Origin of the sequence: Yinghuangia sp. YIM S09857 (genome assembly GCF_051388915.1) — a bacterium.
GTDB lineage: Bacteria > Actinomycetota > Actinomycetes > Streptomycetales > Streptomycetaceae > Yinghuangia.
In genome coordinates this window covers 46,723-56,049 of sequence record NZ_JBPKBH010000034.1, presented here as the reverse complement: position 1 = coordinate 56,049, position 9,327 = coordinate 46,723, and the positions used below count along the sequence as shown (strand labels likewise).

Genomic DNA, 9,327 nt, shown 5'->3' with positions numbered 1-9,327 from the left:
CCGGCGCCGGTGCCGTCCGCTGTCTCAGGTGTTCCGCGGTGCCCCATGCACACCCCTCGCCCTCGCCCCGGAGTTTTTACAGTACACATGTACTATGAAAACTCGTCGAGAGGGGGCCGCCGAGTGCCGAAACGGGTGGACCATGCCGAGCGGCGGGCGCACATCACCGACGCCCTGGTCCGTGTCGCGGCGCGGGAGGGGTTGTACGCAGTCACGATGCGGGCGGTGGCGACCGAGGCGGGCACGTCGCTGAACCTGGTGCAGTACTACTTCGCGACCAAGGCGCAGCTGATGCACGCCGCGCTGGAACGGCTCGAAGAGCAAAGCCGCGAACGGTGGGCGGCCCGGTCGGCTGCGCTGCCGCGCCCGATGGGTGCGCGGGCGTTCGTGGAGGCGCTGCTCGCCGAGGCCCTGCCCACCGACGAGGCCAGCCGCGCCTTCCACCTGGTGTGGACCTCCTACGCGGTCCTGGCGATGACCGACCGCGAACTGGCCGCGCAGCCCTTCGTCGACGGGCCGGACCGCCTGGAGAAGGAACTCGCCGGTGTTCTCGCGGAAGCCCGGCGCGTCGGGGAACTGTCGACGGCGTGTGATCCGGCGGGCGAGGCAGCGCACCTGCTCACCCTGGCGCACGGCCTGGGCACCAGCGTGCTGGTCGGCCAGCGCACCGCCGATGCCGCCCTGCACATCCTGCGCACCCACCTCGACCGGATCTTTCCGGGCGCCGCAGCGTGACCGCCCGCTGTCGGCGGGACTCGGGCGACGCCTACCGCGACTGTCACGACGCGTCCTTCCCCGCGGACTTGGGCGCCGACGCAGTATCGGGGGGTGTCCGGCGCGGCGACAGGGTCGCGCAGGAAGAGCAGTGCGCCCAGCATGGCGGCGGCGGGTCGCGGTGGTGGCGGTCGCGGTGGTGGTGGTGGCGGTGGCGGTGGCGGTGGCGGTGGCGGTCAAGGATCCGGGGCCACCGTCCCGGCCCGCGTGGCACACCGCAGCGTTGGGACTCGGCCCGTGGCGCCGAGCCGGGGCGACAGCGTTTGTACGACCGCGGTCGTAGCCCGTGCTTCCTCCATCAGGTGGATGTCCTTCATACCCCAGGGGGGAATAGTGACCGACATCCGCGAGGAACCGTCGGCGGGAGGAAGCAACAGATGTTGTTGATCGAATTCTTTGTGCCACGAGGAGCGTTCAGCGCTGAGGCGCAACATGACATAGGCCGTCGCGTTGTCGACCGGCTGATGGTCGAGGACAGCCACGCGGTCGAGGTGCTCGACGCGCAACGCGCCATAACGCAGGTCCTGTTCCACGAACCGACCACGTGGGTGCTCGGGCAGCGTCCGTGCGCGGACGCCGCCGATCCCCCGCGCTTCCTGGTCCGTGTGACCGTGCCGGCGTCCTGGCGCAAGGAGGTCAGCGGACCCTTCGTACAGGCCATCACCGAGGTCCTGGAGGAAGCCGAAGCCGAAGCCGGGCGTGATCCCGGCCGTCTGCGCCGCGACCCCCACCTGATCGTGCTTGTGGACGGCATCTCCGAGGGGGGCGTCGGAATCCACGGACGGCAGATGAGCACCCTCGACCTGACCGAACTGGTCTCCCGCGGCTACCGGAGCCGTACCGATGTGCGCAACACGCCGCCGCAAGGGTCCGTCATCGACCCCGTCTGCGGCATGGAGGTCGAACTCGACGCCTCGACACCGACGTTGACATACGACGGCGTGCTGTACGGGTTCTGCCACGGCTTGTGCCGGAGGTCGTTCGCCGACGAACACCGGCTCGACCTCGACGCCAGGTCCGCAGAAGACTGACCCGGCCGGCGGCGACGAGACGCGCGTCGGCGACGCCGGTCAGTGCGGCGGCGGTCGTCGGGTCGCCCTCTCGATGTCGCCGAAGACGGGGAACTCGTCGTCGACAAGCGCGTCCAGGGCGTAGCCGACGACTTCCGAAGGGTGGACGACGAGGAGTTGGCCCTCTGCCCTGCGCAGAGTCCGGCGTCCGAAGGCGAGGGGTTCGAAGTCGGCGGGCGCCCGGAAATCCAGCGCGGAGATGTCTGCGACCACGAACGGCAACTCTCCGGCGGCCGCGGCAAAGGCGTTCCGCAGCGCGGATCGTGTGTCCGCGGTGACTTCGCCGGACGCGGTGACCAATCGCCAGCCGTTGCGCAGACCGGTGACGAGGTTCGGCGGAGCCATCGCCGCCTCTTGCGGACGCGATGCGGGGTGGGAGCGGGCGCCGACTCCAGGATTCCGCTGAACCTTTGCTTGATGCAAAGCCTTGTTCCCTCTGGGGCGATGGCTCGGGGAGCCGGGGTGAGCGGGTACGCGGTGGGGCGACAGCCCCCGGCCGCCCGGTGTGCTTCCTTCGGGCGGCCGGGTGCCTCATCCGGTCGGCCCCTCATGCGATCGGCGCTTCTTCGGTCGGCACTTCTTCGGTCGGCCGACTTCAGCCGACGGGCACGAAGCTGCGTGAGGCAATGTGTTCGGGACGCCGGGCCGGGGCGGCGTACGGCTCGACGAGGGTGTTCTCGACGCTGTTGTAGACGATGAACACGTTGGCGCGCTCGTACGGGGTGATGTTGCCGTTGGAGCCGTGCATGCAGTTGGAGTCGAAGAACGTCGCGGATCCGGCGGGGCCGATGATCTGTTCGATGCCGTGCCGGTCCGCGAGGCGGCGTACGTCGGCCGGGCCAGGGGTGCCGATCTCCTGGCGCCGCAGGGAGGCGCGGTGGTGGTCGGGCGGCGTGCGGCCGGCGCAGGGGACGAAGGCCTGGTGCGATCCCGGCATGATCATCAGTGGGCCGTTGCTCGGCAGGTTGTCGGTCAGCGCGATCGACACGCTCAGCGCGCGCATGCGCGGCATGCCGTCCTCGCTGTGCCAGGTCTCGAAGTCCGAGTGCCAGTAGAAGCCGTTGCCTCCGTAGCCGGGCTTGTAGTTGACCCGGGTCTGGTGGATGTAGACCTCGGAGCCGAGGATCTGCCGGGCGCGGGCCACCAGGCGCGGGTCGTGGGCGAGTTGGGCGAGGGGGCGGCTGATCTCGTGGACTTCGAAGACCGAGCGGATCTCCTCGGAGTCCGGTTCGCGGACCGCGCGCTCGTCGTCGCGCAGGGCGGGATCGCCGCGCAGGGCGTGCAGTTCGGTCAGGTACGTGGTGATCTCGCCGGGCATCAGAAGCCGTTCGGCGGTGAGGAATCCACGGCGGCGATATCGGTCGAGCTCGGCGGGAGTGAGCGGCCCGGAAGGTTCGCCGGGCCACACGACCGGGTCCAGACGCGGTAGTTCGCCGAGGCGGCCCGCGTCGTCACGGGTGGGGTACGGGTCGGTCGGCGTCGCGGCATCGGTCGCCATCAGACCGCCTCCTCGGTGAGCAGCGGGTAGACGCCGTTCTCGTCGTGGACTTCGCGCCCGGTGCAGGGCGGGTTGAAGACGCAGACGAACCGCATGTCGCTGGCGGGTCGCATCGTGTGGTGCTCGTGCTTGTCGAGGACGTAGAGCGAGCCGGGGCCGATGCGGTGCTTCTCGCCGGTCTCGTCGTTGGTCAGCTCACCGTGGCCCTGGACGCAGTAGACGGCCTCGATGTGGTTGGCGTACCACATGGACGTCTCGGTGCCCGCGTACATCACGGTCTCGTGAAGGGAGAACCCGACGCCTTCGCGGGCCAGGACCATGCGCCTGCTGCGCCAGGTCTCGGCCTGCACGTCGCGTTCGGTGCCGTCGAGGTCGTCGATGGACAGGACGATCATGGGCGGTGGCTCCTCACGGGATTCGGGTGGGCGGGTCAGGCTGCGGCGGTCGCGGCCGCGGCGGCTCGAACCGACGCGTGCAAGATGTCGAGCCCCTCGGCGAGTTCGGCCGGGGTGGTGGTCAAAGGCGGCATGAGTTTGACGACCTCGCTCTGCGGTCCGGAAGTCTCCACCAGCAGCCCGCGGTCGAACGCCTCGGCGCTGACGCGGTCGGCCAAGTCCGGGTCGTCGAACGACAGGCCGCGGATGAGCCCGGTACCGCGGGGGCGTGCGCCGAGGGGGGCGAATTCGTCGGCGAGCGCGCCGAGGGAGCGTGCGATCTGGTCGCCTCCTGCCAAGGTGTCCTTCTCCAGGGCGTCGTCGCGCCAGAAGTCCAGGGCCGCGGTCGCCGTGACGAACGCCGGCTGGTGGCCGCGGAAGGTGCCGTTGTGCTCGCCGGGCGTCCACACGTCCAGGTCGCGGCGGAACAGCGTGAGGGCCATGGGCAGGCCGTAACCGCTGATCGACTTGGACAGGCACACGATGTCGGGAGTGATCCCGGCGGCCTCGAAGCTGAAGAACGGACCGGTGCGGCCGCACCCCATCTGCACGTCGTCCACGATCAGCAGGATCTCGTGCCGGGCGCACAAGTCGGCCAGAGCCCGCAGCCATTCCGGGCGCGCGACGTTGACGCCGCCCTCACCCTGCACGGTCTCGACGATGACCGCGGCGGGCTTGTTGAGGCCGCTGCCGCTGTCCTGGAGCAGCGTCTCGAACCACAGGAAGTCCGGCGTCTGCCCGCCGAGGTAGTTGTCGTACGGCATCGGCGTCGCGTGCACGAGCGGGATCCCGGCGCCCGCACGCTTCATCGAGTTGCCCGTTACCGCGAGAGCACCGAGCGTCATGCCGTGAAACGCGTTCGTGAAGCCCACCACGGCCTCCCGACCGGTGACCTTCCGGGCCAGCTTCAAAGCCGACTCGACGGTGTTGGTACCGGTCGGCCCGGGGAACTGCACCTTGTAGTCCAGACCCCGCGGACGCAGGACCACCTCCTCGAAACCCTCCAGGAACGCCTGCTTGGCAGTTGTGGCCATGTCCAACGCGTGCGTGAGACCGTCGCGTTCGAGGTGTTCCAGCAGAGCGCGTTTGAGCCGGGGGTGGTTGTGGCCGTAGTTCAGTGCGCCCGCCCCGGCGAAGAAGTCGAGCCAGGACCGCCCCTGCGCGTCGTAGACGCGGCTGCCACGCGCCCGATCGAAAACCGCGGGCCAAGTACGGCAGTAACTGCGCACCTCCGACTCCAACACGGAGAAGACGGCGGGCAGTTCGGTGCTGGTCAAAAGAGCTCCCAAGGTGGGGATGGAGGCGGGGTCGAGGTGGTCCTCGACGCGAGAGGTCGTGGTGCGAGCGCGTCGAACGGAAGGAAGCCGCCCGACACCGCTCACGCCGGTCCGGGGACGACCGGACCGATACGGAAGAGCACTTCGGGCTCATGGGCCGAACCGGGAAAGTGTTCGGCGGCGAACAGGGCGGTGCGGCCGACGGGAACGCCGAGGTCCCGGCCGAGGCCGTTGAACAACGCCGTCGACGCGGCGTTGCCGGGGGTGACGGTCGCCTCGACGAACACCTGGCCGAACGGGGCGCGGCGCGAAAGCAGTTCGCCCACCATGCGGGCCGCGACACCGCGGCCCCGCACCCCGGGGTCGACGGCGACCTGCCAGACCATCAAGGTGTCGGGGACGTCGGGGCGCACGTAGCCGGTCACGAAGCCGCGTACGCGGTCGTCGACGCAGGCGACCACCGAGGTTGCCGCGAAGTCCCGGCACCACAGGAGGTAGTGGTACTCCGAGTTCAGGTCCAGCGATCCGACGTCGCGCGCCAGACGCCACAAATCGGCTCCGTCGTCGACGGTGGGGGGTCGCAGCAGCAGGCGGTTGTCTCGGAGGTCGTCGGGCATGGCACGGCAACCTACCCAGCCAAGACGAACCCCAGGCGAGGCACGGGGGTTGCTGCATCCACGCTGGGACGCCTATTTTTCGCGCGCGCCCGCTCACGTTTACCGGCGGCCGGCGGATGAAACATCACGCTTCGATCTCGCGCAGCACGCGAGGCTTCGCACGGCGATGGCGTCTTGCCTACTGAACCCTTAAGAGGAAGATTAAACGGCAAATAAGCCCATCCGCAGGATGATTCCTCACCGAAAGACACTCCTGGCGCAGGATCTGTGGACTGCTCGGCGCGTTGCGAACGCAGGGTGTTCTCTACTGCAGTCGCCTGACGATCGCTGGAAATGTGAGCATCAACACGTTGCGAACCATCGCCCCTGTGTGCGTCGGTTCGGTCGCGTCTCGATAACGAATCGTTTTTCCACCCCATGTCGCGTTGCCGAAAACCTTTGCCCTATGCAATGTTTACCGGTCGGAGTCGTACCGACGACCTCCACGGCACACGAACGAGGTTCCATCGTGCGGCACGTCACCCATGAACTGGTCATCGACCGCGAGACCCACGAAGGCTGGTCGCTCCTGCGGCTGTCCGGCCCGGTGGCGGGAACCGGCGTCGCGGCATTGCGCCGAGCACTCCACGATGCGATCACTCCGGGCACGCCATACGTGGTCGCGGACCTGTCGGCGGTGACGTATTGCGACACCCACGGATTCGGCGTGCTGGTCGCCGGCCGCCGACGGGCCCGTGCGGCGGACGGGCAACTCCGCCTGGTCCTGGGAGCCCGCTGCGGCCGACGCAATCTGGACGCCGCGTGTCTGACCCAGCTCTTCCCTGTGTACGACGACGTGTCCACCGCCGCGACGGCGCCGCCCCACCCAAGGAAGCCCGTGGCATGAGGAAGAAGCCTGTGGCGCGACAAGGCCGCTATTGCCAGCCCGGCAGCACGTCGGTCGTCGCCGGAGGTTCGCCGCCGGCGGCGGCGAACGCCTGGAGTGCGTCGGCAAGTCCCCTGCGCCGCCGGGCCGGCATGGCCTCGACGATCTTGGCGATCTCCTGCGTGCGGCGCCCGGTCACCTCGCGCACCACGCCGCTCCCCGCCCGGGTGCACGACACCAGGATCTCGCGACGACTCTCCGGATTGGCGCTGCGCTCGACCATGCCGATGGCCACCAGTCGGTCGACCATGCGCATCGCCGTGGACGGGTTCACCGCAAGCAGGTCGGCCAGGCGGGAGATGCTCAGCGCGCCGCGCGAGTCGAGCACGACGAGCGTGCGGAACTGCGGCAGCGTCAGGCTCTCCTCCACCGAAGCCAGAGATCTCGCCGAGACCGCCACCAGCAGGCGGGACGCGGTGAGGATGCTCGCGACCAGGACGTCGGCTTCGTCGCGGCTGCTGGCTTCGGAAGAGCGTTCGGGCATGACCACATTGTGGCCCCGCGTCCCTCTGTCGGCGCCCTGATCGGGCAATCAAGCAGTAATGCGCGGGCAATGCGCACACGCCGAAGGGGCTCGTCGTCGCAGGGGCCCGTCGCGGCCGCGGCGGTCGCCGCGATGATGCCGACCGTGGTCGCGACGCTGCTGCCCGAGCCGGGCCACGACGAGCCTCCCGCCTCCCGGGCGAGCAGTGGTCCGCTCGGCCCACGGGAGCGCGACCATGTTTGCACAGAGCAAAGGTTTTCGTCACCCACGGGGACGGCGGCGCGGCCACCGAGTCCGAGCCCAGGTCGCCCACTACCGCCCACACGCCACGAATCAGGCGAGAAGATCACGACTCATAGCCGGGCTGCTGACGCAATTCGGTCACCAGCCACCTTCCATCGACGTTCGAAAGCACCAACTCGCTGATCCGCAGGGCATGCGCGCCGCCGGCGAGTCGCTTCCCGAGCAGCGCTGACGGACCAGGCCTTCACCGCCTACCCGGTAACGGACTGACGCGCCTTGAACTCCTGCATCCAGTGGACACCGCATGCATGCACTTGTCGGGCGGACGGCCGAAGGCCATGGTGTCGCATGGCACGCGGGCGATTCGGCGTGCTGTGCATTGGTGGGGCAGTGTCTCGTAGCGGCGGCCAACAGGGACCTACGCCCCTCTGGCACACAACTCGTAGCCCGCTTCCTCGATCGCCGCGCGTACGCACGCGGTGTCCAGCGCTTCATCGCTCGTGATGACAACCGTGCCGCTGTCGATGTCCACGCTGACAGCCGTAACACCCGCGATGCCTTCGAGCTCTTCGCCGACCGATTCGGCGCAGTGGCCGCAGACTGACGGTGTACTCGCGCTCGGTCACGGTGTCACGCCTCCTGCCCGCCGGATCCGTCGCCCCGAAGAGTGCGGGTGGTCATGTGGGCCTGACTCATACGCCCGTCCGGCGCGAACCGGCCGAAGAAGAACACCTCGGTGGCGAGGTCCTTGCCACGCTGCGAGGAGTACATGGTGTACCGGGCGGCGAGCCGGTCGCCGTCGACGATGGCCTCGTGCACCTCCATGCGAAGAGTGGGGCGGTTCTTGCGCACTGGACGGCAATGCGCGATCAGCTTGTCGCGGTCCATCCGGTGCCCGTCGGCGATCTCCACGATGTCCGGAGTGTGATACCGATCGATGATCGCCGCTGCATCCTCGTCCGACCGCAGCAACTCCTCGGTCAAGGAGGTGTAGAAGTCCGCGATGAACTGCCCGGGGTCGGTGCTGCCAAGTGGATGCATGTCGCTCCCGCCCTTGTGTACGGACACGATCTTTTACGAGCTGTAAAATATACAGCCACCAGTAGCAAGTTTGGCAACATGTAAGAAATGAAGACATCCCCGTCCCGCAACCGCCGCGCTGACGCCCGCCGCAGCCGGGCCGCCATCCTGGATGCCGCAACCCAGGTCCTCAACATCGAACCGGACGCCGGCCTGGAGGCCATCGCCGCAGCCGCGGGCGTGACCCGACCGACGGTCTACGCCCACTTCTCCTCCCGGGAGCAGCTCTTGCTGGCCGTGGTCGAGCGGATCACCGACGAGGCCGTCGCTGCCATGGACGCCATCGCCCCGGATGCCGGCACCGCGACGGAAACGCTGCTCCGCATGATCGACGCGAGCGCCCACGTGGCCGAGCGTTACCCCGTGCTGCTGAAGATGATCAGCGCCCTGCCTGTCAGCACGGAGGTCGACCGCGACCGGCACCTGCCCGTCGCCGACCGGATTGGCCGCGTGATCGAACGAGGCCGGCAGGCTGGAGAATTCGACGACAGGCTCCCCGTCGACTGGCTGGTCGCCTCGACCATGGCGCTCGGACACATAGCAAGCACAGAGCAGGATGCCGGCCGGCTACACGCGACGGCGGCGAAGGATGTCCTGCGTGTCAGCCTGCTCCGCCTGCTCGGCGCCGCCGAACCAGCGGATGCTTGAGGTAGCGCACCGTCCGCGCGCGATGCGCGTGCCGGGTGCTGCTGCGATTGCGGCCGTCAGTAGCAGGTACAACCCTCGGCCCGAGGTCGCGCGGCAGTCTTTCCCCTGCCGGCCATCACGACCTTCCTGCACGGCAGTAGCGGCGATGACAAGGGCAGCGATCGAGTCGGCCCAGGACCAACCGAGCAGCAGATGGGCCGGCAGGCCGACAAGCGGTACAGCCAGGCCCACCGGGGAAGGCAACCCAACCCCTCCCCCGGCGGCTTCAGCGCCTCCA

At 68.8% G+C, this 9,327-nt stretch carries 11 protein-coding genes and 2 pseudogenes; 4 read left to right on the top strand and 9 right to left on the bottom strand.

The annotated features are described in order from the left end of the window. Positions 1 to 123: 123 nt before the first annotated feature. Together ACRX5S_RS39875 and ACRX5S_RS39870 are read left to right on the top strand one after the other, a co-directional pair. The gene (locus tag ACRX5S_RS39875) at positions 124 to 735 is read left to right on the top strand and encodes a TetR/AcrR family transcriptional regulator (protein WP_436778187.1); all 612 of its coding nucleotides are present in this window, start codon (positions 124 to 126) and stop codon (positions 733 to 735) included. Positions 736 to 1,151: 416 nt separating this feature from the next. Beyond that, the gene (locus ACRX5S_RS39870) at positions 1,152 to 1,805 is read left to right on the top strand and encodes a hypothetical protein (RefSeq protein ID WP_436778186.1); all 654 of its coding nucleotides are present in this window, start codon (positions 1,152 to 1,154) and stop codon (positions 1,803 to 1,805) included. Positions 1,806 to 1,844: 39 nt separating this feature from the next. Here the strand turns inward: ACRX5S_RS39870 and ACRX5S_RS39865 are convergent, their stop codons facing one another. From ACRX5S_RS39865 to ectA, 5 genes are all read right to left on the bottom strand, one after another. Continuing rightward, positions 1,845 to 2,189 (bottom strand): hypothetical protein, encoded by a 345-nt coding sequence (locus ACRX5S_RS39865; protein ID WP_436778185.1) that lies wholly within the window; start codon positions 2,187 to 2,189, stop codon positions 1,845 to 1,847. Between the two features lie 250 nt (positions 2,190 to 2,439). After that, on the bottom strand, positions 2,440 to 3,342 hold the full coding sequence (gene thpD / locus ACRX5S_RS39860) for an ectoine hydroxylase (RefSeq protein ID WP_436778184.1): 903 nt from the start codon (positions 3,340 to 3,342) through the stop codon (positions 2,440 to 2,442). After that, positions 3,342 to 3,737, bottom strand: coding sequence for an ectoine synthase (locus tag ACRX5S_RS39855; RefSeq protein WP_436778183.1), 396 nt, complete (start codon positions 3,735 to 3,737; stop codon positions 3,342 to 3,344). The genes thpD and ACRX5S_RS39855 overlap by 1 nt, the downstream gene beginning before the upstream one ends. A 35-nt stretch (positions 3,738 to 3,772) precedes the next feature. Beyond that, entirely contained in the window at positions 3,773 to 5,053 is a 1,281-nt protein-coding gene (ectB, locus tag ACRX5S_RS39850) for a diaminobutyrate--2-oxoglutarate transaminase (protein ID WP_436778182.1), read from the bottom strand. A gap of 101 nt (positions 5,054 to 5,154) precedes the next feature. Further along, positions 5,155 to 5,670 carry a diaminobutyrate acetyltransferase gene (gene ectA / locus ACRX5S_RS39845; protein WP_436778181.1) on the bottom strand — a complete coding sequence of 172 codons (516 nt, stop codon included), beginning with the start codon at positions 5,668 to 5,670 and terminating at the stop codon, positions 5,155 to 5,157. A 508-nt stretch (positions 5,671 to 6,178) separates the two neighbouring features. Between ectA and ACRX5S_RS39840 the strand changes: the two genes are divergently transcribed. Next, positions 6,179 to 6,556 (top strand): STAS domain-containing protein, encoded by a 378-nt coding sequence (locus ACRX5S_RS39840; RefSeq protein ID WP_436778180.1) that lies wholly within the window; start codon positions 6,179 to 6,181, stop codon positions 6,554 to 6,556. A gap of 28 nt (positions 6,557 to 6,584) precedes the next feature. On the opposite strand, the gene ACRX5S_RS39835 is transcribed toward ACRX5S_RS39840, so the two are convergent. The 3 genes and pseudogenes from ACRX5S_RS39835 to ACRX5S_RS39825 all read right to left on the bottom strand — a co-directional run bounded on the left by ACRX5S_RS39835 (position 6,585) and on the right by ACRX5S_RS39825 (position 8,363). After that, on the bottom strand, positions 6,585 to 7,079 hold the full coding sequence (locus ACRX5S_RS39835) for a MarR family winged helix-turn-helix transcriptional regulator (protein WP_436778179.1): 495 nt from the start codon (positions 7,077 to 7,079) through the stop codon (positions 6,585 to 6,587). A gap of 661 nt (positions 7,080 to 7,740) precedes the next feature. Beyond that, positions 7,741 to 7,908 (bottom strand): annotated as a pseudogene (locus ACRX5S_RS39830) (heavy-metal-associated domain-containing protein); the annotation flags it as partial. A 44-nt stretch (positions 7,909 to 7,952) separates the two neighbouring features. Beyond that, positions 7,953 to 8,363, bottom strand: a complete 411-nt coding sequence (locus tag ACRX5S_RS39825; RefSeq protein ID WP_436778178.1) for a nuclear transport factor 2 family protein — start codon at positions 8,361 to 8,363, stop codon at positions 7,953 to 7,955. 87 nt (positions 8,364 to 8,450) lie between these two features. On the opposite strand from ACRX5S_RS39825, the gene ACRX5S_RS39820 reads away from it, so the two are divergent. Next, positions 8,451 to 9,050, top strand: a complete 600-nt coding sequence (locus tag ACRX5S_RS39820; protein WP_436778177.1) for a TetR/AcrR family transcriptional regulator — start codon at positions 8,451 to 8,453, stop codon at positions 9,048 to 9,050. Here ACRX5S_RS39820 and ACRX5S_RS39815 read toward each other — a convergent pair. Beyond that, positions 8,970 to 9,272 (bottom strand): annotated as a pseudogene (locus tag ACRX5S_RS39815) (hypothetical protein); the annotation flags it as partial. The gene ACRX5S_RS39820 and the pseudogene ACRX5S_RS39815 overlap by 81 nt on opposite strands. Positions 9,273 to 9,327 lie beyond the last annotated feature (55 nt).